Origin of the sequence: Streptomyces sp. ERV7 (assembly GCF_001653515.1) — a bacterium.
In the GTDB taxonomy this organism is placed as follows: Bacteria; Actinomycetota; Actinomycetes; order Streptomycetales; family Streptomycetaceae; genus Streptomyces.
The window spans coordinates 955,117-980,100 of record NZ_LYOY01000001.1 but is presented as its reverse complement, the minus strand read 5'-3'; the positions used below and the strand labels follow the sequence as shown (position 1 = coordinate 980,100).

25 protein-coding genes and 1 pseudogene are annotated in these 24,984 nt (G+C 71.2%); 18 read left to right on the top strand and 8 right to left on the bottom strand.

Annotated features, from left to right (window positions below; all coding sequences use genetic code 11):
• Positions 1 to 98: 98 nt before the first annotated feature.
• The 3 genes from A8W25_RS04415 (at position 99) to A8W25_RS04405 (ending at position 3,352) form a co-directional block, all read left to right on the top strand.
• Entirely contained in the window at positions 99 to 1,166 is a 1,068-nt protein-coding gene (locus A8W25_RS04415) for a PP2C family protein-serine/threonine phosphatase (RefSeq protein WP_079125795.1), read from the top strand.
• Between the two features lie 257 nt (positions 1,167 to 1,423).
• The gene (locus A8W25_RS04410; RefSeq protein ID WP_067155997.1) at positions 1,424 to 2,764 is read left to right on the top strand and encodes a transcriptional regulator; all 1,341 of its coding nucleotides are present in this window, start codon (positions 1,424 to 1,426) and stop codon (positions 2,762 to 2,764) included.
• Positions 2,765 to 2,815: 51 nt separating this feature from the next.
• Positions 2,816 to 3,352, top strand: a complete 537-nt coding sequence (locus A8W25_RS04405; RefSeq protein ID WP_067155993.1) for an NUDIX domain-containing protein — start codon at positions 2,816 to 2,818, stop codon at positions 3,350 to 3,352.
• A 238-nt stretch (positions 3,353 to 3,590) separates the two neighbouring features.
• Here the strand turns inward: A8W25_RS04405 and A8W25_RS04400 are convergent, their stop codons facing one another.
• The 3 genes from A8W25_RS04400 to A8W25_RS04390 all read right to left on the bottom strand — a co-directional run bounded on the left by A8W25_RS04400 (position 3,591) and on the right by A8W25_RS04390 (position 5,998).
• Entirely contained in the window at positions 3,591 to 3,848 is a 258-nt protein-coding gene (locus A8W25_RS04400; RefSeq protein WP_067155990.1) for a hypothetical protein, read from the bottom strand.
• A gap of 200 nt (positions 3,849 to 4,048) precedes the next feature.
• Entirely contained in the window at positions 4,049 to 4,921 is an 873-nt protein-coding gene (locus A8W25_RS04395; protein ID WP_079125794.1) for a 3-hydroxybutyryl-CoA dehydrogenase, read from the bottom strand.
• Between the two features lie 267 nt (positions 4,922 to 5,188).
• Entirely contained in the window at positions 5,189 to 5,998 is an 810-nt protein-coding gene (locus A8W25_RS04390; protein WP_158942378.1) for an alpha/beta fold hydrolase, read from the bottom strand.
• Between the two features lie 115 nt (positions 5,999 to 6,113).
• Here A8W25_RS04390 and argC point away from each other — a divergent pair, with 115 nt between their 5' ends.
• The 5 genes from argC to A8W25_RS04365 are packed head-to-tail and all read left to right on the top strand — an operon-like array spanning position 6,114 to position 10,959.
• Positions 6,114 to 7,145 carry an N-acetyl-gamma-glutamyl-phosphate reductase gene (gene argC, locus A8W25_RS04385; RefSeq protein WP_067155982.1) on the top strand — a complete coding sequence of 344 codons (1,032 nt, stop codon included), beginning with the start codon at positions 6,114 to 6,116 and terminating at the stop codon, positions 7,143 to 7,145.
• A complete protein-coding gene (gene argJ, locus A8W25_RS04380; protein ID WP_067155978.1) occupies positions 7,142 to 8,299 on the top strand; it encodes a bifunctional glutamate N-acetyltransferase/amino-acid acetyltransferase ArgJ in 1,158 nt (385 codons plus the stop codon). The genes argC and argJ overlap by 4 nt, the downstream gene beginning before the upstream one ends.
• On the top strand, positions 8,296 to 9,216 hold the full coding sequence (gene argB / locus A8W25_RS04375) for an acetylglutamate kinase (RefSeq protein WP_067155976.1): 921 nt from the start codon (positions 8,296 to 8,298) through the stop codon (positions 9,214 to 9,216). Before argJ ends, argB begins: the two co-directional genes overlap by 4 nt.
• A complete protein-coding gene (locus A8W25_RS04370; protein WP_067155973.1) occupies positions 9,213 to 10,412 on the top strand; it encodes an acetylornithine transaminase in 1,200 nt (399 codons plus the stop codon). The genes argB and A8W25_RS04370 overlap by 4 nt, the downstream gene beginning before the upstream one ends.
• Positions 10,413 to 10,419: 7 nt before the next feature.
• Entirely contained in the window at positions 10,420 to 10,959 is a 540-nt protein-coding gene (locus A8W25_RS04365) for an arginine repressor (protein ID WP_067155970.1), read from the top strand.
• A gap of 36 nt (positions 10,960 to 10,995) precedes the next feature.
• Here the strand turns inward: A8W25_RS04365 and A8W25_RS34705 are convergent.
• Positions 10,996 to 11,691: pseudogene (locus A8W25_RS34705) on the bottom strand (L,D-transpeptidase family protein); the annotation flags it as partial.
• A 195-nt stretch (positions 11,692 to 11,886) separates the two neighbouring features.
• On the opposite strand from A8W25_RS34705, the gene A8W25_RS04355 reads away from it, so the two are divergent.
• The 3 genes from A8W25_RS04355 (at position 11,887) to lepB (ending at position 15,661) form a co-directional block, all read left to right on the top strand.
• Positions 11,887 to 13,080 (top strand): argininosuccinate synthase, encoded by a 1,194-nt coding sequence (locus tag A8W25_RS04355; RefSeq protein ID WP_067155965.1) that lies wholly within the window; start codon positions 11,887 to 11,889, stop codon positions 13,078 to 13,080.
• Between the two features lie 116 nt (positions 13,081 to 13,196).
• Entirely contained in the window at positions 13,197 to 14,624 is a 1,428-nt protein-coding gene (gene argH / locus A8W25_RS04350) for an argininosuccinate lyase (protein WP_067155962.1), read from the top strand.
• Positions 14,625 to 14,743: 119 nt separating this feature from the next.
• Positions 14,744 to 15,661, top strand: coding sequence for a signal peptidase I (gene lepB, locus A8W25_RS04345; protein WP_067155960.1), 918 nt, complete (start codon positions 14,744 to 14,746; stop codon positions 15,659 to 15,661).
• A gap of 92 nt (positions 15,662 to 15,753) precedes the next feature.
• Here the strand turns inward: lepB and A8W25_RS04340 are convergent, their stop codons facing one another.
• Positions 15,754 to 16,260 (bottom strand): DinB family protein, encoded by a 507-nt coding sequence (locus A8W25_RS04340; protein ID WP_067155958.1) that lies wholly within the window; start codon positions 16,258 to 16,260, stop codon positions 15,754 to 15,756.
• A gap of 116 nt (positions 16,261 to 16,376) precedes the next feature.
• On the opposite strand from A8W25_RS04340, the gene A8W25_RS04335 reads away from it, so the two are divergent.
• Both A8W25_RS04335 and A8W25_RS04330 read left to right on the top strand, forming a co-directional pair.
• Positions 16,377 to 16,928, top strand: coding sequence for a TetR/AcrR family transcriptional regulator (locus A8W25_RS04335; RefSeq protein WP_067155955.1), 552 nt, complete (start codon positions 16,377 to 16,379; stop codon positions 16,926 to 16,928).
• Positions 16,925 to 18,469, top strand: a complete 1,545-nt coding sequence (locus A8W25_RS04330) for an MFS transporter (RefSeq protein ID WP_067155952.1) — start codon at positions 16,925 to 16,927, stop codon at positions 18,467 to 18,469. The genes A8W25_RS04335 and A8W25_RS04330 overlap by 4 nt, the downstream gene beginning before the upstream one ends.
• A gap of 161 nt (positions 18,470 to 18,630) precedes the next feature.
• Here A8W25_RS04330 and A8W25_RS04325 read toward each other — a convergent pair whose 3' ends face one another.
• On the bottom strand, positions 18,631 to 19,302 hold the full coding sequence (locus A8W25_RS04325) for a lysophospholipid acyltransferase family protein (protein WP_067155949.1): 672 nt from the start codon (positions 19,300 to 19,302) through the stop codon (positions 18,631 to 18,633).
• 260 nt (positions 19,303 to 19,562) lie between these two features.
• On the opposite strand from A8W25_RS04325, the gene A8W25_RS04320 reads away from it, so the two are divergent.
• The 3 genes from A8W25_RS04320 to A8W25_RS04315 all read left to right on the top strand — a co-directional run bounded on the left by A8W25_RS04320 (position 19,563) and on the right by A8W25_RS04315 (position 21,823).
• Positions 19,563 to 20,690, top strand: a complete 1,128-nt coding sequence (locus tag A8W25_RS04320; protein WP_067155946.1) for a glycerophosphodiester phosphodiesterase — start codon at positions 19,563 to 19,565, stop codon at positions 20,688 to 20,690.
• 98 nt (positions 20,691 to 20,788) lie between these two features.
• Positions 20,789 to 21,283: a sigma-70 family RNA polymerase sigma factor gene (locus A8W25_RS34700; RefSeq protein WP_079125792.1), complete on the top strand. Its 495-nt coding sequence runs from the start codon at positions 20,789 to 20,791 to the stop codon at positions 21,281 to 21,283.
• A gap of 36 nt (positions 21,284 to 21,319) precedes the next feature.
• The gene (locus A8W25_RS04315) at positions 21,320 to 21,823 is read left to right on the top strand and encodes a GNAT family N-acetyltransferase (protein ID WP_067155944.1); all 504 of its coding nucleotides are present in this window, start codon (positions 21,320 to 21,322) and stop codon (positions 21,821 to 21,823) included.
• Here A8W25_RS04315 and A8W25_RS04310 read toward each other — a convergent pair.
• Both A8W25_RS04310 and A8W25_RS04305 read right to left on the bottom strand, forming a co-directional pair.
• Positions 21,820 to 22,269 (bottom strand): hypothetical protein, encoded by a 450-nt coding sequence (locus A8W25_RS04310; RefSeq protein WP_067155941.1) that lies wholly within the window; start codon positions 22,267 to 22,269, stop codon positions 21,820 to 21,822. The genes A8W25_RS04315 and A8W25_RS04310 overlap by 4 nt on opposite strands.
• The gene (locus A8W25_RS04305; RefSeq protein WP_067155938.1) at positions 22,266 to 22,625 is read right to left on the bottom strand and encodes a hypothetical protein; all 360 of its coding nucleotides are present in this window, start codon (positions 22,623 to 22,625) and stop codon (positions 22,266 to 22,268) included. Before A8W25_RS04305 ends, A8W25_RS04310 begins: the two co-directional genes overlap by 4 nt.
• 548 nt (positions 22,626 to 23,173) lie before the next feature.
• Here A8W25_RS04305 and A8W25_RS04300 point away from each other — a divergent pair.
• Together A8W25_RS04300 and A8W25_RS04295 are read left to right on the top strand one after the other, a co-directional pair.
• The gene (locus A8W25_RS04300; protein ID WP_067155935.1) at positions 23,174 to 24,271 is read left to right on the top strand and encodes a methionine ABC transporter ATP-binding protein; all 1,098 of its coding nucleotides are present in this window, start codon (positions 23,174 to 23,176) and stop codon (positions 24,269 to 24,271) included.
• Positions 24,268 to 24,936: a methionine ABC transporter permease gene (locus A8W25_RS04295; RefSeq protein WP_067155932.1), complete on the top strand. Its 669-nt coding sequence runs from the start codon at positions 24,268 to 24,270 to the stop codon at positions 24,934 to 24,936. The genes A8W25_RS04300 and A8W25_RS04295 overlap by 4 nt, the downstream gene beginning before the upstream one ends.
• The last annotated feature ends 48 nt before the right edge of the window (positions 24,937 to 24,984 follow it).

Here is a 24,984-nt window from a genome sequence, read left to right as displayed (position 1 = left end):
CGATGTACGCAAAAAGGGGCGGACCGTCGACAGAATCAATCCGGTCGTGAAGGCCGGTGCAGGGGTGAGAGGCGCAGAGGCCTAGGGGGGCCGACGGCATGATCCGTACCAGGAGTTGGACGGCGGCCTGCGCGCAGGCACTCGGTACGGGCCGGGGACTCGCCCTGGCGCTGCCCGCCCTGTGGCTGGTCCTGGTCGTCGTCTGGCAGCTGACCTGTCCGCTGGCCACCGACGAGTCGATGGGTCTGCGGATCGCCACCTGTGCGGCCTTCTTGATCGCGGTGGTCTGTCTGGTGCACGGCGTACGGCTGGGCGCGGCCCGGGAGTTGCGGCTCGTCCAGGAGGTCGCCGACGCCGCCCAGCGGGTGCTGCTGCGCCCGCCGCCGCCCCGTGTCGACGGGCTCACGGTGGCCGCCGGCCAGCTCTGCGCGGGCCGGGGCGCGGCGGTCGGCGGCGATCTGTACGAGGTGATGGCCACCCGGCACGGGGTGCGGGTCGTCATGGGCGATGTGCGCGGCCACGGCCTGGGCGCGCTCGGCGCGGTCGCCGCACTGCTCGGCAGCTTCCGCGAGGCCGCCCACGACGAGCCGGACCTGGCGGGCGTGCTGCGGCGTCTGGAGCGGGCGCTGCAACGGCATCTGCGCGAGCGGGCCCGCGCCGAGCACCCGGCCTGCTGCCCGGGCGAGCCGGAGAGCCCGCTCGCCGAGGAGTTCGTGACCGTACTGCTCCTGGAGATCCGTGCCGACGGCACGGTGCTCGCCCTCAACTGCGGTCATCCCTGGCCCTATCGGCTGTGCGGCGGCGCCGAGGCGCTGCTGCCCGGCGACCCGCTGCCGCCGCTCGGCTCCTTCCCGCTCCCCGCCGAACTGCCGCTCCAGTACTGCACCCGGCTGCTGCCGGGGGAGGCGCTGTGTCTGCACACGGACGGCGCCGAGGACGCCAGGGACCGCGCCGGGCGGTTCTTCCGGCTGCAGGAAGTACTCGCCCGGGCGGCCCTGGACACCCCGCTGTCCCCCGCAGCAGTGATCCACTGCGTACAGCGGGAGTTGTTGCGCCACACCGGCGGACGGCTGGCCGACGACGTGGCGCTGATGGTGCTGCGCAACGACCGGGTGCGCGTGCCCGCGCAGCCCGGAGCCGTCCCGGCCGCGCAGGCGGGGCGCTGAGGCGGTGGAGCGTGCGCCGTCGGTCCTGCCGCGGAGTGACGGGCAGTTCGGCAGGACCGGCGGCGCCGGGAGCGGGCCGCCGCACTGTACGAGGGGGAGCCGGCGGCCCGGCACGCCTCTGTGGAGAGGCAGTTCAGTCAATCGGCAGTGGGCTCGCGGCGGCAGAGTGCGCGGCGCATAAATGCGAGTACTCCCTTCACACCCCGTGTGAACGCGCCTCGTTTACGCTGGGTCCACCGAGCCAACGGAGGGGCCTGATGCAGCCCAATACCCTGCTCGACGCGCTGGTCGACGAGGCCGGCATCTCGAACGCCGGGCTCGCGGCCCATGTGAACCAGGCCGGCCGTGCCAGAGGTCTGGCACTGAGATACGAACACACCGCGGTGGCACGGTGGTTGAAGGGGCAGCGGCCGCGCGGCCAGGTGCCCGATCTGATCTGCGAGGTGCTGGCGGCCCGGCTGCACCGGCCGGTCACCCTCGACGACATCGGGCTCGGTGTGCCGGGTGAGCCGGCCGCGCCGGTGGGCTCGCCGCTCGCCGGGTTCGTGGAGCGGGCCACCGCCCTGTGGCGCTCCGACGAGCAGCAGCGCCCGCACATACTGGGCGCGCCCGCGGTCACCGGCACCCCGGCCGTGATGCCGGTGTGGGAGTGGGAGAATCCGCCGGAGGACACCGATGTGTCCCGGCACGGCCAGACCGCGGTGAGCGAGAGCGACATCGAGATGCTGCGTGCGGCCCGCGCGCACTACGAGCTGATGTACCGCAAGGCCGGGGGCATCGCCACCCGCTCGCGCATCGTGGGCTTCCTCAACTCCGAGACCGCGCCGCTGCTGCGCGGCTGCTACACCGACCAGACCGGCCGCCAGCTGCACCGGGCGACCGGGGGACTGGTCGCGATCGCCGGGATCTGCGCGTACGACTCCAACGCCCAGGGCCTGGCCCAGCGTTACTTCCACCAGGCGCTGCGGCTGGCGAAGGCGAGCGGGGACCGGGGGCTCGGCGCGTATGTGATCGCCCTGCTGGTCAACCAGTCGCTGTTCATGCGCGACTACCGCCAGGCGGTCGCCTTCGCGGAGGCGGCGCTGCGGGCGGCGGGCCACCAGCTCACCCCGGCGCTGGCCGCGGATCTGCACGCGATGCAGGCCAAGGCGTACGCGCACCTCGGCGACGGGCGCAGCGCGCTCGGCGCGATCCGCGGCGCCGAGCGGGCCGCCGAGCGGATCCGGCCGAAGAACGAACCCGCCGAGACCGGCTACGTCCAGCCGGGCCTGGTCAACGTCCAGGTGGCGGAGGCCCTGCTGCGGCTCGGGGATCTCCCGGCCGCGCGCGAGCAGGCGGGACTGGCGGCGCACGCCCCCTCGCACGACCGGGGCAGGGTGCACCGGCTGGCGATGCTCGCGCAGATCGAGCTCCGGCAGGGCGAGGCGGACCGGGCCGTCGCGACGGCGGTCGAGATGGCCGAGCGGGCCCGGGGGATGGAGTCGCAGCGGTTGCGCGACCGGTTGCGCGTCGTACGCGAGCATCTGGTCGAGAGCGGTTGCGCCGGCGCCGACGATGCCGCCGAGCTGATCGACGGGGCACTGCGCGTTCCCCTGTGAGCGCGTGCCTGCTGCGATATTGCCATCCTCTTGTCGGAAGGTGGCAAAAACGTGCAGTGGACGAACCTGAGTGAACAAACTGTCTATGAGAACCGCTGGTTCCGCGTCAATCTCGCCGATGTCGTCCTCCCGGACGGGCGGCACCTGGACCACTTCCTGATCAGGCTTCGCCCGGTCGCCGTGGCGACCGTCGTCAACGAGGCCAACGAGGTGCTGCTGCTGTGGCGGCACCGGTTCATCACCGACAGCTGGGGCTGGGAGCTGGCCGCCGGAGTCGTCGAGGACGGCGAGGACATCGCGGCCGCGGCCGCCCGGGAGATGGAGGAGGAGACGGGGTGGCGGCCGGGCCCGCTGCGCCCGCTCCTCACCGTCGAGCCCGCCAACGGGCTCATCGACGCCCGGCACCACCTCTACTGGTCGGAGTCGGCCGAGTACATCGGCCACCCCGAGGACGACTTCGAGTCGTCGCGGCGCGAGTGGATACCGCTCAAGCTGGTACCCGACATGATCGCCCGCGGCGAGGTCCCGGCCGCCAATATGGCGGCCGGACTCCTGCTCCTGCACCATATGCGGCTCGGCGACGGCTAGGGCCTGTCCGGCGGATCTGGTCGGCACGCGGGGGTCTGGCACGCCCTCCCCCAAGGCCTTAAGGGCCAGGGGGGACCCCCAGCGGCGTTGTCGTCAATCACCGACGCTCCGCGTCGCCTCAATCCTCCGCCTTGCAGCTGGACGCACCAGACCCCCGCTCACCAGCACCGCAAGGTCCCTCCGGACCGAAAGCCGACCAGATCCGCCGGACAGACCCTAGGGGCCGGCCGCCGGACGCTCACCGCCCCAGCGCCTGCCAGACCGCGACGGCCAGTGCGCCGAGGGCGGTGAGCACCGTGAGCGCGGGCAGCGGCCACCTCGTGTGTTCCAGGGACGCCACCCGCACGCCCAGCTCGGTCAGTTCGCGTTCGCTCTGGTCGTCGCGGTGGGTGAGCAGCGTCATCTGCCCGTCGATGCGGGCCAGACTCACTTCCAGGGAACGGCGTAACGCGAACAGTTCGTCGACGGCCATCGGGTGGCCGGGGTCGCTCGGCACGGCGAGGCTCCTTCGTCGTTGTGGCTGATTGCCATTGACTTTTCGCCAAGGAGTCAACTCGCCCTGCTCCAGGGGCGGGAGAGTGTGCGAAGAGCATATGCGGGTTCGCGCCGCACACCGGGTGTGAACGCGCCGGGCCCGGCCCTCACACAGAGGAGCCGGGCCCGGCGAAAAGCGTCCCCGGAAGTACGCGGACGCGCTCAGGCGTACGTGTAGAAACCGGAGCCGGTCTTGCGGCCCAGGCGTCCCGCGTCCACCATGCGCTGCAGCAGCGGAGGCGCCGCGTACAGCGGCTCCTTGAACTCGTCGTACATCGAGTCCGCCACCGAGGCGACCGTGTCCAGACCGATGAGGTCGGACAGCTTGAGCGGACCCATCGGGTGGGCGCAGCCCAGCTCCATGCCGTTGTCGATGTCCTCGCGGCTGGCGATGCCCGACTCGAACATCCGGATCGCGGAGAGCAGATACGGGATGAGGAGCGCGTTGACCACGAAGCCCGAGCGGTCCTGGGCGCGGATCGCGTGCTTGCCGAGGACCTTCTCCACCATGGCCTGCGCCCGGCTGAGGGTGCCCTCGGAGGTGGTGAGCGCCGGGATCAGCTCGACGAGCTGCTGCACCGGGGCCGGGTTGAAGAAGTGGATGCCGATGACCTGGTCCGGCCGCGAGGTCGCGACCGCGAGCTTCACCAGCGGGATGGAGGAGGTGTTGGACGCCAGGATCGCGTCCGGGCGGGTCACCACCTGGTCGAGCACCTGGAAGATCTCGGTCTTGACCTGCTCGTTCTCGACGACGGCCTCGATGACGAGATCGCGGTCGGCGAACTCGCCGAGGTCGGTGGTGAAGCTCAGGCGGGCGAGCGTCGCGTCGCGCTCCTCCGCGGTGATCTTGCCGCGCTCGGCAGCCTTCGAAAGGGAGTTGTGCAGCCGGGTGCGGCCGATCTCCAGGGCCTCGCCGGTGGTCTCGGCGACCTTCACGTCCAGGCCGCTGCGGGCGCAGACCTCCGCGATGCCGGCCCCCATCTGGCCGCAGCCCACCACTCCGACGCGTGCAATATCTCCCGTAGGGCCCGTCACATCGCTGCCTTTCGCTTCTGACAGAAAAGTCCTGGCGGGTCCCCCGTGTGATTCCGGCGCCCGTCCCGGCCCACGACGTTACTCCGCGCCTGCGTGTGGATCACGGGGTGGGGCGGGCATGCTGTGCGCAACACCGGACATTCGTAGCGACGAGGGGGTCATCAAGTGGGACGGATCACTCGGCGGGGACTGCTCGCGGGGTCCCTCGCGGCCGGAACGGCGGGCGCGATGAACGGGCTGGGCGGCAGGTGCGACGCGCGGGCCGGATCAGGCCCGGACCTCCTGTGCCGCCTCGACGATCACCTCGGCCACCCGCGCCGGCTGCTCCACCAGCACCGCGTGCCCCGCGTCCGCCACCGTCACCATCGTGACCCGCGGATCCGCCTCCAGCTGGAGGCGCTCCTCGTCCTTCAGCCCGATCTCGTCGTGGTCGCCGCGCACGACCCAGGAGCGGACCCCCGACTCCCGCAGACGGGCCACGAGCGAGGGGTGCCGGGCGAGGTAGGCGTAGTAGTGCCGTACGACGTCGCGGCAGAACGCGGGGTCGTTGTTGCCCAGGTCCGCCGCCAGCGCCTCCGCACGGTCCTGCGGCACGTTCCCCTTCAGCATCTCCTTCTTCATCATCGGGGGGATCGCCTTCAGCATGGCCGTCCAGGCCAGGGGCCCCAGCGCCGGCAGCCGCCCCACCTGGTCCAGGACCCCCAGGAACTTCGCCTCGTCCGCCCGGGAGAACGTCGGTGACAGGAGGACCAGGGGGCCCGGGGACACACCGAGCGCGGCCATCTCGATCGCGACGTTCGCACCCAGACTGTGCCCCACCACCACGTCGCAGCCCTCGGCCGCCGCGAACTCGCCCATCAGCCGCGCGTAGTTCTCCATCGACAGATCCGCCGACGGCGTGGTCCGGCCGAACCCCGGCAGGGTCGCCGCCACCAGGCCCAGTCCCGCTTCGGTCATCGCCGGCTGGGCCATCACCTCCACGTAGAACTCGGTGGTGCACATACCGCCCGGCAGCAGCAGCGCCCGGTGCGCCGCGTCCACCGGGCCCGCCCTGCGGACATCCCGACTCGCGTCCATACCTCCACACTGAGCTCGCGGTACCCATCCCGCTACCGTTCCCGGGAGACCGGAAAGGACCTTTGCATAAAACTGCATTGCTGCGTATAGTCATGCCATCGACGAGGAGGCTTCGATGGCGGTACGAGCGGCAGTGGCCGGGGCGAGCGGGTATGCGGGCGGGGAACTGCTGAGGCTGCTCCTCGCGCACCCGGACGTCGAGATCGGCGCCCTGACCGGGAACACCAACGCCGGGCAGCGGCTCGGCGCGCTCCAGCCGCATCTGCTCCCGCTGGCCGCGCGCGTCCTTGAGCCCACCACCGTCGAGGTGCTGGCGCGCGACCACGACGTGGTGTTCCTGGCGCTGCCGCACGGCCAGTCCGCCGCCGTCGCCGAGCAGCTCGGCGACGAGGTGCTGGTCATCGACATGGGCGCCGACTTCCGGCTGAAGGACGCCACCGACTGGGAGCGGTTCTACGGCTCGCCGCACGCCGGGACCTGGCCCTACGGGCTGCCCGAACTGCCGGGCGGCCGCGCCGCGCTGGAGGGGGCCAGGCGCATCGCGGTCCCCGGTTGCTACCCCACCGCCGTGTCGCTGGCGCTCTTCCCGGCGTACGAGAGCGGCCTCGCCGAGCCCGAGGCCGTGATCGTCGCGGCCTCCGGCACCTCCGGCGCGGGCAAGGCGGCCAAGCCGCATCTGCTCGGCAGCGAGGTGATGGGCTCGATGTCGCCGTACGGCGTGGGCGGCGGGCACCGCCACACCCCCGAGATGATCCAGAACCTGAGCGCGGCCGCCGGAGAGCACGTCACCGTCTCCTTCACCCCGACCCTCGCCCCCATGCCCCGCGGCATCCTCGCCACCTGCTCCGCCAGGGCGAAGCCGGGGGTCAGCGGCGAGGCGGTACGGGCGGCGTACCAGAAGGCGTTCGCCGACGAGCCGTTCGTCCATCTGCTCCCCGAGGGGCAGTGGCCCGCCACCGCGTCCGTGTACGGCTCCAACGCCGTGCAGATCCAGGTCGCGTACGACGAGGACGCCCACCGGATCGTCGTGGTGAGCGCCATCGACAACCTGACCAAGGGCACCGCGGGCGCCGCGGTGCAGAGCATGAACATCGCCCTGGGGCTGGATGAGACCACGGGCCTGACGATGACAGGAGTTGCGCCGTGAGCGTGACGGCAGCCAAGGGGTTCACGGCGGCGGGGATCGCCGCCGGGATCAAGGAGAACGGCAACCCGGACGTGGCCCTCGTGGTCAACGACGGGCCGCGCCGAGCCGCCGCGGGCGTCTTCACCTCCAACCGCGTCAAGGCCGCCCCCGTCCTGTGGTCCGAGCAGGTCCTCAAGGGCGGCGCGGTCACCGCCGTCGTCCTCAACTCCGGTGGCGCCAACGCCTGTACGGGCCCCCAGGGCTTCCAGGACACCCACGCCACCGCCGAGAAGGTGGCCGAGGTCCTCGACGGGCACAGCGCGGGCGAGGTCGCCGTCGCGTCGACCGGGCTCATCGGCGTCCTGCTGCCGATGGACAAGCTGCTGCCGGGCATCGAGAAGGCCGCGGCGGAGCTCTCCGCGCACGGCGGCGAGAAGGCCGCCATCGCCATCAAGACCACCGACACCGTCCACAAGACGTCCGTGGTGACCAAGGACGGCTGGACGGTGGGCGGGATGGCCAAGGGCGCGGGCATGCTCGCCCCCGGTCTCGCCACCATGCTCGTCGTCCTCACCACCGACGCCGACCTGGACACCCCGGTCCTGGACCGCGCCCTGCGCGACGCCACCCGGACCACCTTCGACCGGGTCGACTCCGACGGCTGTATGTCCACCAACGACACCGTGCTGCTGCTCGCCTCCGGAGCCTGCGAAGTGGCCCCGGAGTACGCGGAGTTCGCCGAGGCCGTACGGACGGTCTGCGACGACCTCGCCCGGCAGCTCATCGGGGACGCCGAGGGCGCCAGCAAGGACATCCGCATCGAGGTCGTGAACGCCGCGAGCGAGGAGGACGCCGTCGAGGTCGGGCGTTCCATCGCCCGCAACAACCTCCTCAAGTGCGCCATCCACGGCGAGGACCCCAACTGGGGCCGGGTGCTCTCCGCCATCGGCACCACGAAGGCCGCCTTCGACCCCGACCGGCTCAACGTCGCCATCAACGGCGTCTGGGTGTGCGAGAACGGTTCGGTCGGCGAGGACCGCGACCTCGTCGACATGCGCTACCGGGAGGTCCGCATCACCGCCGACCTCGCCGCCGGAACCGCCGAGCCCGTCGTGATCTGGGCCAACGACCTCACCGCCGACTACGTCCACGAGAACAGCGCGTACAGCTCATGAGCACCCGCAAGCACACCGCGCTCCCCAAGGCGCAGATCCTCATCGAGGCGCTGCCGTGGCTGACCCGTCACCACGGCAGGACCGTCGTGATCAAGTTCGGCGGCAACGCCATGGTCGACGAGGCGCTGAAGGCGGCCTTCGCCCAGGACGTCGTCTTCCTGCGGCACGCCGGGCTCAAGCCCGTCGTGGTGCATGGCGGCGGCCCCCAGATCAGCGCCCAGCTCGACCGGCACGGCCTGGTCAGCGAGTTCAAGGCGGGCCTTCGCGTCACCACCCCGGAGGCCATGGACGTCGTACGGATGGTGCTCGCCGGGCAGGTCCAGCGCGAGCTCGTCGGGCTGCTCAACCAGCACGGCCCGCTCGCCGTCGGGATGACCGGCGAGGACGCGCACACCATCACCGCCACCCAGCACCGGCCCGAGATCGACGGCGAGCTCGTCGACATCGGCCGGGTCGGTGAGATCACCGCGATCGACACCGGCGCCATCGAGGCGCTGCTGACGGACGGCCGTATCCCGGTCATCTCCTCGATCGCCCGCTCCCAGGACGACGGACATGTCTACAACGTCAATGCTGATACGGCGGCTGCGGCTCTTGCGGCTGCGCTGGGCGCCGAGACCCTGATGGTCCTGACCGACGTCGAGGGCCTGTACGAGGACTGGCCGCACAGCGACGAGGTCATCAGCAGGCTCACCGCGAGCCAGTTGGAGAAGCTGCTGCCCGACCTCTCCAGCGGCATGGTCCCCAAGATGGAGGGCTGTCTGTTCGCCGTGCGCAACGGCGTCACCACCGCGCGCGTGATCGACGGCCGCGTCCCGCACTCCATCCTTCTTGAGATCTTCACGGACGAGGGCATCGGCACGATGGTCGTGCCCGACCACCGGCCGCCCGACAACCAGCAGGGGGAGACACCGTGACCGGTCAGGAGCTGGCCCAGCGCTGGCAGCGGGTCATGACGGACAACTACGGCACCCCGGGCCTGGCGCTGGTGCGCGGCGCGGGCGCCAAGGTGTGGGACGCGGACGGCACCGAGTACACCGACTTCGTCGGCGGCATCGCGGTCAACGCCCTCGGCCACGGCCACCCGGCCGTCGTCGAGGCGGTGTCCCGCCAGATCGCCTCGCTGGGCCATGTCTCCAACCTGTTCATCGCCGAGCCCCCGGTGGCGCTCGCCGAGCGGCTGATCGAGCTGTTCGGGCGGCCGGGCCGGGTCTTCTTCTGCAACTCGGGCGCCGAGGCCAACGAGGGCGCCTTCAAGATCGGGCGGCTGACCGGGCGCGGGCACATGGTCGCCACCCACGGCGGCTTCCACGGCCGGACGATGGGCGCGCTCTCCCTCACCGGCCAGCCCACGAAGCAGGAGCCCTTCCGGCCGCTGCCCGGCGAGGTGACGCATGTGCCGTACGGGGACGCCGAGGCGCTGCGGGCCGCGGTCACCGAGGAGACCGCACTGGTGGTCATCGAGCCCATCCAGGGCGAGAACGGCGTGGTCGTCCCGCCCAAGGGCTATCTGCGGGCGGCCCGTGAGATCACCGCGGCCACCGGCACGCTGCTCGTCCTGGACGAGGTGCAGACCGGCGTCGGCCGTACCGGCACCTGGTTCGAGTACCAGCAGCACGAGGGCGTCCTGCCCGACCTCGTCACTCTGGCCAAGGGCCTCGGCGGCGGCCTGCCCATCGGCGCCACCGTTGCCTTCGGCCCGGCCGCCGACCTGCTGAAGCCCGGTCAGCACGGTACGACCTTCGGCGGGAACCCGGTGGCGTGCGCGGCCGGACTCGCCGTTCTGGACACGCTCGCCGCCGACGGCGCCCTCGATCGCGTGAAGCGCCTCGGCGAGCGGCTGCGGGACGGAATCGAGGGCCTGGCGCACCCGCTGGTCTCCCATGTCCGTGGCGCGGGCCTGCTGCTGGGTATCGTGCTCACCGAGGCCGTCGCCGCCAAGGTGCAGCGGGCGGCCCAGGATGCCGGCTTCCTGGTCAACGCGCCCGCCCCCGATGTCGTACGGCTCATGCCGCCGCTGATCATCGGTGACGCGGAGGTGGACGCGTTCCTCCAGTCGCTGCCCGGCGTCCTCGACGCAGTGACCAACGGGGACGGACGATCCGGAGAATGAGACGACGATGACCGACGAGGCGCAGGACTCCGAGCCGGGCGGCCCCGCCGTACCGCAGACCCGCACCGCCCGCCACCGCCGGATCGTGGACATCCTCAACCGGCAGCCGGTGCGGTCCCAGAGCCAGCTCGCCAAGCTGCTCGCGGACGACGGGCTGAGCGTCACCCAGGCGACGCTCTCCCGCGACCTCGACGAGCTGGGCGCGGTGAAGATCCGCAACACCGGCGGCGAGCTGATCTACGCGGTGCCCAGCGAGGGCGGCTTCCGCACGCCCAAGGCCCCCCTCGGCGAGTCGGCCAAGGAGGAGCGGATGCGCCGGCTCTCCGCGGAGCTGCTGATCTCCGCGGAGGCCTCCGCCAACCTGGTGGTGCTGCGTACGCCGCCGGGCGCCGCCCAGTTCCTCGCCTCGGCCATCGACCAGGCCGAACTGCACGACATCCTCGGCACGATCGCGGGTGACGACACCCTGATGCTGATCAGCCGTGACCCGGCCGGCGGCCAGGCCCTCGCGGACCATCTGCTGCGGCTGGCGCAGAACGACCGGTAGGGCGGCAGGAAGGGGCGGGCGGCCGGATTTCCGGCCGGCCGTCGGCCCCGACGCCGTGCCGATCGCGATGTGGGGGTGCTTGGCCGGGTCCGCCCAGGCCAGGATGCGCGCCATCGCGTCCGCCGGGACGGACACACAACCGGCCGTCGCCCCCTTCCCGTTGACGTGCAGGAAGATCCCCGCACCCCGCCCGCGCACCGGCTGGTCGTAGTTGAACCCGACCACCAGGGCGCGGGCGTACTGCGTGGGGAACGCGGTGATCCGCTCGGACTCGCTCGCGCGGCAGTCCGCCGGCAGCCCCTCCACCCAGCGGTTGTACGCCTGCGAGGCGGTGTCCTCGCACCACCAGGACCTGTCCGTGGCGCGGCGGTAGGAGAACCGGGTCCCGGCGGGCGCCGCCGTGGTGCCGAAGGCGTACGGCAGGTCGTAGAGGCCGGTCGGAGTGGTGCTGGTGCTCTGTTTGCGGGCGGTGCCCTCGACCAGGCCGTTGGAGCCGAACCTGGCCTCGGTCCTGCCCGCCGTCACCCAGAGCCGGCCGCGCTTGTTCCACCAGGTCACCGTGCCCGTGGTGGAGCCGGTGGACGCGGCCTCGGCGGTGATCAGCTGGGTGCCGCCACCGGTGTCGGCCATCCGGTTGGGCAGGTGGGGCGAGTGGAACGGGCAGGAGTCCGCCACGGCGGCCGGGGTCGCGAGCGCGAGCAGGGCCGCGCCGAGCGCGAGAGCGGTACGCATCATGCCCGAGACCGTACGCGGCCCGCCCGCTGACGTCCTCTCAGGGGACCGAACCGTTACCCCGGCCGCGTGGCCCGCGCGCTCCCCGCCGCCTCCGGACGGCCCCGCACCCCTCTCGCCGCACCTCTCGTTGACAAAACATACGGAGCACTGCATAGTTATACTCATCACCGAATGCACCGTAAGGAGAAACCCGTGACCGAGCGCGTCGTACTCGCCTACTCGGGCGGTCTGGACACCTCCGTCGCCATCGGCTGGATCGCCGAGGAGACGGGCGCCGAGGTCATCGCCGTTGCCGTGGACGTCGGCCAGGGCGGCGAGGACCTGGACGTCATCCGCAAGCGCGCGCTCGCCTGCGGTGCCGTCGAGGCCGAGGTCGCGGACGCGAAGGACGAGTTCGCCGACGAGTACTGCCTCCCGGCGATCAAGGCCAACGCCCTGTACATGGACCGCTACCCGCTGGTGTCGGCCCTCTCCCGGCCGACCATCGTCAAGCACCTGGTGGCCGCCGCCAAGAAGCACGGCGCCACCACGGTCGCCCACGGCTGCACCGGCAAGGGCAACGACCAGGTGCGGTTCGAGGCCGGTATCGCCGCCCTCGGCCCCGATCTGAAGTGCATCGCCCCGGTCCGTGACTACGCGATGACCCGGGACAAGGCGATCGCCTTCTGCGAGGCCAAGAACCTCCCCATCGCCACCACCAAGAAGTCGCCGTACTCGATCGACCAGAACGTCTTCGGGCGGGCCGTCGAGACCGGCTTCCTGGAGGACATCTGGAACGGGCCGATCGAGGACATCTACGAGTACACCTCGAACCCGGCCGAGCCGCGCGAGGCCGACGAGGTCGTCATCTCCTTCAAGGAGGGCGTCCCGGTCGCCATCGACGGCAGGCCCGTCACCGTGCTCCAGGCGATCCAGCAGCTCAACGAGCGGGCCGGCGCCCAGGGCATCGGCCGGATCGACATGGTCGAGGACCGGCTCGTGGGCATCAAGTCCCGTGAGGTGTACGAGGCGCCGGGCGCGATCGCGCTGATCACCGCCCACCAGGAGCTGGAGAACGTCACCGTCGAGCGCGAACTGGCCCGCTACAAGCGGCAGGTCGAGCAGCGCTGGGGCGAGATGGTCTACGACGGCCTGTGGTTCTCCCCGCTCAAGCGCGCCCTGGACGGCTTCATCAACGAGGCCAACCAGCACGTCACCGGCGACATCCGGATGACCCTGCACGGCGGCCGCGCCGTCGTCACCGGCCGGAAGTCCGAGGAGTCCCTGTACGACTTCAACCTCGCCACCTACGACTCGGGCGACACCTTCGACCAGTCCAAGGCGCAGGGCTTCATCGAGATCTTCGGCCTCTCCTCGAAGATCGCGGCCAGGCGCGACCTGGCGTAACGACGACTCGTTGTCCGTGCCGCCTCCCCGATCCTCCGCGGCGGGGAGGCGGACGCATATCCACCCTTCGGCACATCTACCCTTCGGCACATCCGGCCTTGTGAGGAGCAGCAGCTGTGAGCAGCAACAACGGTGACGTCCGGCTCTGGGGCGGCCGCTTCGCCGACGGTCCCGCCGAGGCGCTGGCGAAGCTGTCCGCGTCGGTCCACTTCGACTGGCGGCTCGCGCCGTACGACATCGCCGGCTCCCGCGCCCACGCGCGCGTGCTGCACAAGGCGGGCCTGCTCACGGCCGACGAGCTCCAGCGGATGATCGCCGGCCTCGACCTGCTCGAAGGCGATGTCGCCGACGGCTCCTTCGTCGGCACCGTCGCGGACGAGGACGTGCACACCGCCCTGGAGCGCGGCCTGCTGGAGCGCCTGGGCCCCGACCTCGGCGGCAAGCTGCGCGCCGGCCGCTCCCGCAACGACCAGGTCGCCACGCTCTTCCGGATGTACCTGCGCGACCACGCCCGGATCATCGGCGCTCTGGTCGCCGAGCTCCAGGACGCCCTCGTCGGGCTCGCCGAGGCGCACCCGGACGTGGCGATGCCCGGCCGCACCCACCTCCAGCACGCCCAGCCGGTCCTCTTCGCCCACCACGTCCTGGCCCATGTGCAGTCCCTGTCCCGGGACGCCGAGCGGCTGCGGCAGTGGGACGAGCGCACGGCGGTCTCGCCGTACGGCTCGGGCGCGCTCGCGGGCAGCAGCCTCGGCCTCGACCCGGAGGCGGTCGCCGCCGACCTCGGCTTCGAGCACGGCAGCGCGGCCAACTCCATCGACGGCACGGCCTCCCGCGACTTCGTGGCGGAGTTCGCCTTCATCACCGCGATGATCGGCGTCAACCTCTCCCGGATCGCCGAGGAGGTCATCATCTGGAACACGAAGGAGTTCTCCTTCGTCACCCTGCACGACGCCTTCTCCACCGGCTCCTCGATCATGCCGCAGAAGAAGAACCCCGACATCGCGGAGCTGGCGCGCGGCAAGTCCGGCCGCCTCATCGGCAATCTGACCGGGCTGATGGCGACGCTGAAGGCGCTGCCGCTCGCGTACAACCGGGACCTCCAGGAGGACAAGGAGCCGGTCTTCGACTCCTGCGACCAACTGGAGGTGCTGCTGCCCGCTTTCACCGGGATGATGGCGACCCTCACGGTCCACCGGGAGCGCATGGAGGAACTGGCGCCCGCGGGCTTCTCGCTCGCCACCGACATCGCCGAGTGGCTGGTCAGGCAGGGCGTGCCGTTCCGGGTGGCGCACGAGGTCGCGGGGGAGTGCGTCAAGGTCTGCGAGGCGCACGGCATCGAGCTCGACGAGCTCACCGACGAGCAGTTCGCCGAGATCTCCGGGCATCTGACGCCCGAGGTGCGGACCGTCCTGAACGTGCCCGGCGCCCTCGCCTCCCGCGACGGCCGCGGCGGCACCGCTCCCTCCGCCGTCGCCGTCCAACTCGCCGAGGTCAAGGCCGATCTGGCCGTCCAGCACAGCTGGGCCACCGCCAAGAAGTGAGATACCGGTACGGGGTGTGCGCGCCGCGCATGCCCCGTACGGATGGAGTGCGCCGCCGATGTCGATCAGCGGCAGCCGTTTCGTGCGACCATGGTCCCTTCGGCGGTGAGGGAGTGGACGTGGGGGACGTGGCGGTCGGCGCGCAAGAAGGACACGGGGAGGCCGAGCGGCCCCAGCAGGACCCCGCGGGACCCGAGGGGCTCGACCGGCCCCAGGGGACCGAGGGAACGGCGCCCGACGAGGCGGCCGGGACCGGCGGCGAGAACGCACCGAAGACCGGCAAGCAGCGCTCCTTCTGGAAGGAGCTGCCACTCCTCATCGGTATCGCGCTGATCCTCGCGCTGCTGATCAAGACGTTTCTGGTGCAGGCGTTCTCGATCCCCTCGGACTCGATGCAGAACACGCTGCAGCGCGGTGACCGCGTCCTGGTGGACAAGCTGACGCCGTGGTTCGGCTCCGAGCCGGAGCGCGGTGAGGTCGTCGTCTTCCACGACCCGGGCAACTGGCTCCAGGGCGAGCCGACCCCGCAGCCCAACGCCGTCCAGAAGGTGCTCAGCTTCGTCGGGCTGATGCCGTCGGCCGAGGAGAAGGACCTGATCAAGCGGGTCGTCGCGGTCGGCGGGGACACCGTGGAGTGCAAGGGAACGGGTCCCCTGAAGGTCAACGGCAAGGCCCTGAACGAGCCGTACGTCTTCGCCGGGAACACCCCGTGCAGCACGGACCCGGAGAGCCAGTTCAAGATCACCGTGCCCAAGGGCAGGCTCTGGGTGATGGGCGACCACCGGCAGAACTCGGCGGACTCCCGCTACCACCAGGAGCAGCCGGGCGGCGGCTCGGTTCCGGTCGACAAGGTCGTGGGCCGCGCGCTCGTCATCGCCTGGCCGCTCAACCGCTGGGACACGCTCCCGGTGCCGAGCACCTTCAGCCAGCCGGGCATCGGCACGGCCGCCTCGGCGGCGCCCGCCGCGCTCGGTCTGCTCGGCGCTGCCCCGATCGTGGTGCTGCGCCGACGCCGGCGGCTGCGCGCGAGCCGCTGAGGCGAACGTGCTCAGGTGAAGGGCCGGACCGTCCGATCGGATGGTCCGGCCCTTCACCGTGTCCGGGCCAGGGCCTGTCGGCCGGCCAGGCCCTAGGCCCCGACCGTCCCGTCTATCCCCTCGCGCAGGAAGTCGGCGTGGCCGTTGTGGCGGGCGTACTCCAGGGTCACGTGCACCATCACGAGCCGCAGCGAGACGTCCGTGTCCCACCGGGAGGCATGGACGACCGTGTCCAGCGACTCGGCCTCGCGCTCGATGCGGCGGGAGTGCTCCACCTCGGCCTGCCAGCGCGCGAAGGCGTCCGCGCGGGTGGCGCCGCTCGCGTCGTACGCCACCTGGTAGTCGTCCACGTCCGAGTAGGCCAGCGTGATGTCCTCGCCGTCCACGACCCGGCGGAACCAGGTGCGCTCGACCTCGGCCATATGCCGTACGAGACCGAGCAGCGAGAGCGTCGACGGCGGCATGGAGTGCGCGCGCAGCTGCTCGTCCGTCAGGCCCTCGCACTTCATCGCGAGGGTGGCGCGGTGGTAGTCCAGAAAGGCCCGCAGCGTCTCGCGCTCACCGGCGAGCAGGGGCGGCGGCACACGGTTGTCGGTCACTTCGGGTTCCTTCCGAGGGCGTTGACGGGCCGTCCGCCAGGCTAGTGATCCACGAGTCGCGAGTCGACAGGCTTTCGAATGAGACGGTGACGTCTCATTCGGGCTATGGTCGTCTCATGACTGTGGACCGCGACCAGGTGCTGCGTACGGCAGCCGCCCTGCTCTCCCGCAAAGCGACCGCGACGATGGACGAGGTGGCCCGCGCCGCCGGTATCGGGCGCGCCACCCTGCACCGCCACTTCGCCGGGCGTGACGCGCTGGTCAGGGCGCTGGAGAACTTCGGCATCGAGCAGTTCGAATCCGCCCTGGACGCGGCCCGGCTCGACGAGGGTCCCGCCCCCGACGCGCTGCGCCGGCTGATCGCCGAGGTGGAGCCGGCGGCGGGGCTGCTCGCCTTCCTGGTCACCGAGAACCAGCTCTTCGAGGGCGACCGGATGAACGAGGGCTGGGCCCGGCTGGACGCACGTGTCTCCGCGCTCTTCCGGCGCGGCCAGGAGCAGGGCGATTTCCGTATCGACCTCACCCCCGCGTGGCTCACCGAGGCCCTGTACGGCCTGATCGGCACCTGCGCCTGGGCCGTCCAGGTCGGCCGGGTCGCCGCCAATGACTTCCAGTACATGATCGTCGAGTTGCTGCTCGGCGGAGCGCGACGGAGCGTGGAGAAATGACCAGTACCGATCGGCGGGCCGAGCCGGACCACGAGGTGCGCCATCCCGGCCGCTGGCTGGCCCTGGCCGTGCTCGTCCTGGCCGTGCTCCTCGTCGCCGTCGACGCGACCGTGCTCGGCCTGGCCACCCCGTTCCTGAGCGAGGACCTGAAGCCGTCGGGGCCGCAGCTGCTCTGGATCGGCGACGTCTACTCGTTCGTCATCGCGGGCCTGCTCGTCTCGATGGGCAGCCTCGGCGACCGCATCGGCCGCAAGCGGCTGCTGCTGTGCGGCGCGGTGGCCTTCGGCGCGGTCTCGGTGCTCAACGCGTACGCGACCAGCCCGGAGATGATGATCGCGGCGCGGGCGCTGCTCGGTGTGGCGGGCGCGACCCTGATGCCGTCCACCCTGGCGCTGATCCGGAACATCTTCCACGACCCCCGTGAGCGCAGCCTGGCCGTCGGCATCTGGGGCGCGGCGGCCTCGGCGGGCGCCGCCGTCGGACCGGTCGTCGGCGGCTTCCTCCTGGAGAACTTCTGGTGGGGCTCGGTCTTCCTGATCAACCTGCCCGTGATGGCCGTGCTCGTGCTCGTCGGCATCAAGCTGCTGCCCGAGTCGCGTGACCCCGACCCTGGCCCCTGGGACCTCATCAGCGTGCTGCTCTCACTGGTCGGCATGGTCGCGATCGTGTACGCGGTGAAGGAGGCGGCGGTCAACGGCTTCGGCCTGGAGATCGCGGCGGTGGCGGCGGTGGGCGTACTGGCCCTGGTCTGGTTCGTACGCCGCCAGCTCACCCTCGAATCGCCGCTGCTCGACATCCGGCTCTTCCACCACCGAGGCTTCTCCGGCGCGGTCCTGGCCGATCTGCTGACGATCCTGGGCCTTTCCGGCCTGGTCTTCTTCCTCTCCCAGTTCCTTCAACTGGTCCAGGTGCGCTCGCCGTTGGAGGCCGGTCTGATCGAACTTCCCGCAGCCGTGGGCGCGGTGGGCGCCGGGCTCGCGGCGGGCTACGTGGCCCGCCGGGCCTCGGTGCGCAGCGCGGTCGCGGTGGGTCTCGCGGCGGTGGGCGCGGCTCTCGCGGCCTGTATGGCGATAACGGCCGACACAGGGGTCCTGCCCCTCGGCATCGCCCTGTTCGTGGGCGGTCTCGGCGCCGGACTCGCCTTCACGGTCACCGCCGACGTGATCCTCTCCAGCGTGCCGAAGGAGCAGGCGGGGGCGGCGTCGGCGGTCTCCGAGACGGCGTACGAGCTGGGCGCGGCGCTGGGCATCGCGCTGCTCGGCTCCGTGGTGACGGGTATCTACCGCGGCTTCACGGCCCCGGCGGATCTCCCCGCGGGGGTGGCCGACGAGGCCCACGACTCGCTCGGCGGCGCGGTGGAGGTGGCGGCGCGGCTTCCCGCCGAGCAGGCGGCCCCGATGCTGTCCGCCGCCCGGGACGCCTTCACCGACGGCTTCCAGACGGCGGCGGCGGTCGGCAGCGCGGTGCTGTTCGCGACGGCGGTGGCCGCGTGGTTCCTGCTGCGGGGCCAGAAACTGGAGGAGGGCCTGGAGCACCCGTAGCTCTGCGTGCGGCTCCGCCTCGGACCCCTAGGGGCGCGGGGAACTGCGCGAGCAACCACAGACGGTCCGCACCCGAAGAGCGACGTCTTCGCCTGCGGACCGTGCGTGGCTGAGCGCGCAGTCCCCCGCGCCCCCAAAAGCCAGAACCCGAAAACCGGCGGCTACGCCGCCTTCGCCTTCGTGGCGTACATGTCGACGTACTCCTGCCCGGACAGCCGCATGACCTCCGCCATCACCGAGTCCGTGACGGCCCGCAGCACATAGCGGTCCCGGTCCATGCCCTCGTACCGCGAGAACTCCATCGGCTCGCCGAAGCGGACCGTCACCTTGCCGGGCCGCGGCAGCCCCGCCCCGCTCGGCTGGATCTTGTCCGTGCCGATCATCGCGAACGGCACGACCGGCGCGCCGGTCATCAGGGTCAGCCGCGCGATGCCGGTGCGGCCCCGGTACAGCCGGCCGTCGGGGGAGCGGGTGCCCTCGGGGTAGATGCTGAACACCTTGCCCTCCTCCAGCACCTGACGTCCCGTCATCAGCGCCGCGACACCGCCGTGGCCGCCGTCGCGGTTGACCGGGATCATGCCGACGCCGCTGAAGAACCAGGCCATCAGCCGGCCCTTGAGACCCTTGCCCGTGACGTACTCGTCCTTGCCGATGAAGTACACCGGACGGTCCAGGCACACCGGCATGATCATCGAGTCGATGAACGTCAGATGGTTGCCCGCGAGGATGACCGGACCCGTCCCCGGAATGTTCTCGACGCCCTCCACCTGCGGACGGAACATCAGGCGCATGATCGGTCCGAGCACTGCCTTGATGAGCGCGAGTCGGGACAACGCTTCCTCCGGTGTCGTGGGCGGGTCCGCACGGAAGTGAGGTCCGCGCAGGTGAGGACGATACTCGCGGGCCGCGTCTGATCGCACATCGGGTTCATGGAGTGGATACGCGATGTTGACGCGTGTTCGCGCCACGTTCCCCTCCCCTTGGCCGCGGGGGCTCCCCTCCTTAAGGGGGGTCCGCCTACGCTCGTCACCTCGCGTTGACAGGTGCTGGACAGGCCCCAGACGCGGCACACACCACTTCACAAGGAGCGTTCATGACACAGGGTGAGCGGATGAGCCCCGGGCGGCGCACCGTGCTCGGCGCGGCGGTTCTGGGCACGGCGGCCGCCGGGCTGCCCGCCGCGACCGCGAGCGCGCAGACCCGGCAGGGGCCGGTCCCGTACGTGATCGGGCACCGCGGCACCGCCGGCTACCGGCCCGAGCACACCCTCGGCTCCTACCAGCACGCCCTGGACCTCGGCGCCCACGTCATCGAGCAGGACCTCGTCCCCACCAAGGACGGGCACCTGGTCTGCCGCCACGAGAACGACATCACCGCCACCACCGATGTCGCCGACCGCCGTGAGTTCGCCGGGCGCAAGGCCACCAAGACCATCGACGGCACCGCCGTCACCGGCTGGTTCACCGAGGACTTCACGCTCGCCGAGCTGAAGACCCTGCGGGCCAAGGAGCGGCTGCCCGCCGTGCGGCAGCGCAACACGCTCTACGACGGCCGCTGGGACGTGCCCACGTTCGAGGAGGTCCTCCAGTGGGCCGAGCGCGAGGGCCGCCGTCTGGGCCGCCGCGTCTGGCTGCACACCGAGACCAAGCACCCCACGTACTTCCGGGGCATCGGTCTGCCCCTGGAGGACCGGGTCGCCAAGCTGCTGCGCCGCTACGGCCGCCACCGCGCCGACTCCCCGCAGTTCCTCCAGTCGTTCGAGCCGAGCAGCATCCAGCGGCTGAGCCGGCTGGTCGACACCCCGTCGGTGGTCCTGCTGTCCGGCACCGGCACCCGGCCGTGGGACTTCGTGGCGAGCGGCGACCCGCGGACCACCGACGACCTGGTCAAGCCCGAGGGCCTGAAGTGGATCGCCTCCTACGCGCAGGGCATCGGCCCCACCCTGGACCTGATCATCCCCAAGGACGCGGCGGGCCGGCTGACCAAGCCGACCACGCTGGTCAAGGACGCCCACGCGCACGGGCTCGTGCTGCACCCGTACACGATGCGCGACGAGAACACCTTCCTGCCCGCCGACTTCCGGCGCGGCACCGACCCCACCGCGTACGGCGACGCGTTCGGGGCGTTCAAGACGTACTTCTCGACCGGCATCGACGCGGTCTTCTCCGACAACGCGGACACGGCGCTGCTCGCGGCGGCCGACTTCCGGGCCGGCAAGTAGTCCCCGCGACCTGGTAGTCCCGTATACGGAACTTCACGTACGGGTGAGATGCGGCCGCCGTCGAAACCGTCCTGGGCGGCGGTCGCGTCCCGCCCGGCATGGACCTCGTCAAAGAGCTGAGCCCGCTGCTGGCCGCCGAGGCCGCTGCGGAGGCGCCGGGCGCCGGAGTAGACCCCGCCGACCTCGAACAGGACGTCTGGGTGCGGCTGCTCGAAATCCGTCCGGCGGACCCCGTGCCCTGGGTGCGTTGGGCCGTTCGGGCGGAAGTCAGACGGGCCCGCCGACGGGCGCGGCGCGAGCTGCCGTTCGCCGCGGAACCGGCCGCCGACCCGGAATCAGGCCCGGAACGCACGGTTCTGAGTGAGGAGCTGAGCCGTGCTCTGCGTACAGCCGTGGCCAGGACTCCGGGGAACTGTCCGCGTCTGCTGACCGCACTTCTCTCGCCCAGCGACCCCACATACCGAGAAATCGCAGGGGAGTTGGATATCTCACAGGGGAGTCTGGGGCCGATGCGTTCCCGTTGCCTGGGATGCCTGCGCAGAATGCTCGCGGCGGAGGTTGCGGCTCCTGGCCTGCGGGGAATGGAGCGTTAGACAACCGGCGGACAGGTGAGCGGAAGGCATGCACACATGGGCATGAGCGTGACCATCTCGGCGGCGCGTGAAGGCGACTGCGAGCAGATCCTCAAGCTTCAGTACCTCTGCTACCAGAGCGAGGCCGAGCTCTACGGCGACTACTCCATCGAGCCGCTCACCCAGACCCTCGACGGCCTGCGCAGCGAGCTCGGCGGTGGATACGCGCTGGTGGCGCGGCTGGGCGACGAAGTCGTCGCCTCGGTCAGAGGCAGCGTGGACGCCTCGGGGACCGGCCGGATCGACAAGCTGATCGTGCATCCGAGGATGCAGGGGCACGGCCTGGGGAGCCGGCTGCTGAGCGCCATAGAGGAGCACTTCGCCGGCCGGCTGTCGGCCAAGCGGTTCCGGCTCTTCACCGGCCACCGCAGCGAGTCCAACCTGCGGCTGTACCGCAGGCACGGCTACGCGCCGGTCTCCACCGAGGCGATCGGCCCCGAGCTGACGCTGGTCACCCTGGAGAAGGACGCGGCGGCCCGGCAGTTCGTCGCCAGCGCCTAGGCGGGCTTCGGGTCCCTGTTCCGGCGCAGCCACAGGATGCCGAGCACCGGGAGGATCACCGGGATGAAGAGGTAGCCGTAGCCGTAGTCCGACCAGACCGTGGCATCGGGGAACGCGGACTTGTCCGCGAGCGTCCAGGTGCCCACGGTCAGGACGAAGACCAGCTCGGCGGCGCAGCACACCAGCGCCGTGCGCCGCAGCCGCTCGCCGCCGCGCACCAGCGAGAACGTGATGAACCCGTAGACCACGGCCGCGACCGCCGACAGGACGTACGCCAGCGGCGCCTTGCCGAAGTCCTGGATCATCTGGACGATCGAGCGGGAGGCGGCGGCGACGGTGAACACCCCGTAGAACCAGACCAGTACGCGGCCGGGGCCGCTGCCCAGCCGCTTGCCGTCGGACGCGTTCCGTCCGGTGGACCCGGTGGTGGACTCGGCCACGGTCACCCTCCCCAGATGTCGTAGAGACGCACTTCGAGCACCGCGAGCACCACCGCGCCGGCCGAGACCGTCACCGAGCCCCACTTGGTCCGCTCGCTCAGCGAGAGCAGGCCCGCCGCCGGGATCGCCGCGAAGGATCCGACCAGATAGGCGAGGAAGATCGCCATGCCCTGGTCGGGCCGCTCGCCGCGCCCCAGCTGCACGATGCCGACCACCAGCTGCGCCAGGGCCAGCACGGAGACCACGGCCATGCCGATGAAGTGCCAGTCCTTGGTGGGCTGGTCCCGGTAGGCGGCGAAGCCGCACCAGGCGGCGAGGGCGAGCGCGGCGGCGGCGACCGCGACCGTCAGGGCGTCAAGCATGAGAACGAGCGTATTACGGCCCGAAGCGCCCGATGCGCCCGCCCCGGGCGGGACGGACGGACGCGATCCGGCCACCGTGGCCTTGACCACAGGACGGCGTCGCCCGGCGGATGGCGGCCACTGCCGCAGGACGGTCGGTGACCGCCGTATCGGCCCAGGCCAGACGGGGGAGGAGCGGTTGCCCCGGGGTGTCGTCGCCGCTCCCGGGCCGCCCCAGGGGTGTCCGTATCGCGGGCCAATGCTGTCCGGAATCCGGACAGCATTGATCCGCTCTTCGCTCCTTCTGCTTTACTTCATGCATGACCACGACGAGCAGCCGCACCCTTGCGACCGAGGCGATGAACACGCCCGGTGCTCGTTGTATGTGTCGAATGTGCGCCTTCTGAGGGCCCCCGCCTGAGCCTCGCGCCCCGAAGCGAGACCCATGAGCCATGCCCGCGCACGCCATGCCTCCCGGTTACCACCGATGTGGCTGTGACGCGTCCCGAACACGAATGCACCGTGCCCGGCGGACACCGCGCCGCGCACTCGACAGTGACGGAAATCCTGTGATCACCACTACGGGCCTCACCAAGGTCTACCAGTCGCGCGGCCGTGAGGTCACCGCCCTGGACGGCGTAGACCTCCATGTCCGCGAGGGCGAGGTCTTCGGCGTCATCGGCCAGAGCGGCGCCGGCAAGTCCTCCCTCATCCGCTGCGTCAACCTCCTGGAGCGGCCGACCACCGGCACGGTGACCGTCGACGGCGTCGACCTCACCGCGCTCGCCGGCCGCGGCCGCCGCGCCGGCAAGGAGCTGCGCCAGGCGCGCAGCCGCATCGGCATGGTCTTCCAGCACTTCAACCTGCTCTCCGCGCGCACCGTGCAGGCCAACATCGAGCTGCCGCTGGAGATCCTCGGCGTCTCCGGCAAGGAGCGCTCCCGCAAGGCCCTCGAACTCCTCGACCTGGTCGGCCTCGCCGACAAGGCCAAGGCGTACCCCTCGCAGCTCTCCGGCGGCCAGAAGCAGCGCGTCGGCATCGCCCGCGCCCTGGCCGGCGACCCCAAGGTGCTGCTCTCCGACGAGGCGACCAGCGCGCTCGACCCCGAGACGACCCGCTCGATCCTCCAGCTGCTGCGCGACCTCAACCAGCAGCTCGGCCTCACCGTCCTGCTCATCACCCACGAGATGGACGTCGTCAAGACGGTCTGCGACTCGGCCGCGCTGATGAAGCGCGGGCGGATCGTGGAGTCCGGCACCGTCGGCGAACTCCTCGCCACCCCGGGCTCCGAGCTCGCCGCCGAGCTGTTCCCGGTGACCGGCGAGGCCACCGGCCCCGAGCGGACCGTCATCGACGTCACCTTCCACGGCGAGGCCGCGACCCAGCCGGTCATCTCGCAGCTGTCGCGCACGTACAACATCGACATCTCGATCCTCGGCGCCGCGATGGACACCGTCGGCGGCCGGCAGATCGGCCGGATGCGCATCGAGCTGCCCGGACGGTACGAGGAGAACGTCGTCCCGGTCGGCTTCCTGCGCGAGCAGGGCCTCCAGGTCGACGTGGTCGAGTCCGAAGACGCCGCGGACGCCGCAGGATTCGCCGACGCCGAAGCAGCCGTCCCGGCGCAGGCGCAGGCCGCCGCTCCGGTCAAGGAAGGTGCCAAGTGAGCTGGTCCGAGATGCAGCCGCTGCTGTCCCAGGGAACCATCGACACCCTCTACATGGTGCTCTGGTCCAGCCTGGTCACCGTCGCGGGCGGACTGCCGCTGGGTGTGCTGCTCGTCCTCACCGACAAGGGCGGGCTGCTCCAGAACCGCCCGGTGAACAAGGTCATCGGCGTGATCGTGAACATCGGCCGCTCGATGCCGTTCATCATCCTGCTGATCGCGCTGATCCCCTTCACCACCTGGGTGGTCGGCACCTTCATCGGCCCCACCGCGATGATCGTGCCGCTCGCCGTCGGTGCCATCCCCTTCTTCGCCCGGCTCGTGGAGACCGCGATCCGCGAGGTCGACCACGGTCTGGTCGAGGCCGTCCAGTCGATGGGCGGCTCCATCCCGACCATCGTCGGCAAGGTGCTGCTCCCGCAGGCCCTGCCCTCGCTGATCGCCGGGCTCACCACCACCGTCATCACGCTGGTCAGCTACTCGGCGATGGCCGGCGCGGTCGGCGGCGAGGGCCTCGGCTCCAAGGCCATCACCTACGGCTTCCAGCGCTTCGAGACCCCGTTCATGCTCATCACCGTCGGTGTGCTCATCGCCATCGTCACCGTGGTCCAGCTGATCGGCGACGGCGCCGTACGCCTGCTGGCCCGCCGGGGCCGCACCTCCTGACTTCCTCTCCAGCAGAGCCCGCACTCCTTGTCCGGGCGACCACCGCAC

Bases quoted from the DNA above. Each gene is read 5' to 3' on its own strand.
- A8W25_RS04365 (WP_067155970.1), top strand. From the start codon at position 10,420: ATGACCGACGAGGCGCAGGACTCCGAGCCGGGCGGCCCCGCCGTACCG.
- A8W25_RS04410 (WP_067155997.1), top strand. From the start codon at position 1,424: ATGCAGCCCAATACCCTGCTCGACGCGCTGGTCGACGAGGCCGGCATC.
- A8W25_RS04390 (WP_158942378.1), bottom strand. From the start codon at position 5,998: ATGGACGCGAGTCGGGATGTCCGCAGGGCGGGCCCGGTGGACGCGGCG.
- A8W25_RS34700 (WP_079125792.1), top strand. From the start codon at position 20,789: ATGGACCTCGTCAAAGAGCTGAGCCCGCTGCTGGCCGCCGAGGCCGCT.
- A8W25_RS04330 (WP_067155952.1), top strand. From the start codon at position 16,925: ATGACCAGTACCGATCGGCGGGCCGAGCCGGACCACGAGGTGCGCCAT.
- A8W25_RS04335 (WP_067155955.1), top strand. From the start codon at position 16,377: ATGACTGTGGACCGCGACCAGGTGCTGCGTACGGCAGCCGCCCTGCTC.
- argB (WP_067155976.1), top strand. From the start codon at position 8,296: ATGAGCACCCGCAAGCACACCGCGCTCCCCAAGGCGCAGATCCTCATC.
- A8W25_RS04305 (WP_067155938.1), bottom strand. From the start codon at position 22,625: ATGCTTGACGCCCTGACGGTCGCGGTCGCCGCCGCCGCGCTCGCCCTC.
- A8W25_RS04315 (WP_067155944.1), top strand. From the start codon at position 21,320: ATGGGCATGAGCGTGACCATCTCGGCGGCGCGTGAAGGCGACTGCGAG.
- A8W25_RS04320 (WP_067155946.1), top strand. From the start codon at position 19,563: ATGACACAGGGTGAGCGGATGAGCCCCGGGCGGCGCACCGTGCTCGGC.
- argC (WP_067155982.1), top strand. From the start codon at position 6,114: ATGGCGGTACGAGCGGCAGTGGCCGGGGCGAGCGGGTATGCGGGCGGG.
- A8W25_RS04415 (WP_079125795.1), top strand. From the start codon at position 99: ATGATCCGTACCAGGAGTTGGACGGCGGCCTGCGCGCAGGCACTCGGT.